Below are 229 nucleotides of genomic sequence, written 5' to 3'. Positions count from 1 at the left end.
AGGTGCGACGAGCTCTTCGCAGGTTGCCGGAGGCCGACCGCGAGCTCTTGTACATGGCCTACTGGGAGGAACTCTCGCGAGTCGAGATCGCAGCGATTCTCGGCATCAGTGCGATCGCAGTGCGGATTCGTCTGATGCGTGCTCGCGAGCGATTCAGACATCTGCTTCCACGCGAACAAGACATTCATGACGAGGAGGCGATCAGCGATGGACGAGTGTGAACGAAGAA

Annotated in this window: 1 protein-coding gene; it reads left to right on the top strand. The window is 58.5% G+C overall.

What is annotated here, in order from left to right; all coding sequences use genetic code 11:
* On the top strand, positions 1 to 221 hold a 221-nt coding region (locus tag SB753_RS42325; protein WP_410805863.1), incomplete at its 5' end, for an RNA polymerase sigma factor.
* Between the last annotated feature and the right edge of the window lie 8 nt (positions 222 to 229).

Source organism: Paraburkholderia sp. SIMBA_053, assembly GCF_046534895.1.
Taxonomy (GTDB): domain Bacteria; phylum Pseudomonadota; class Gammaproteobacteria; order Burkholderiales; family Burkholderiaceae; genus Paraburkholderia; species Paraburkholderia caledonica.
Note: the sequence above shows the minus strand (reverse complement) of the source record. Positions and strands in the feature narration are given on the sequence as shown.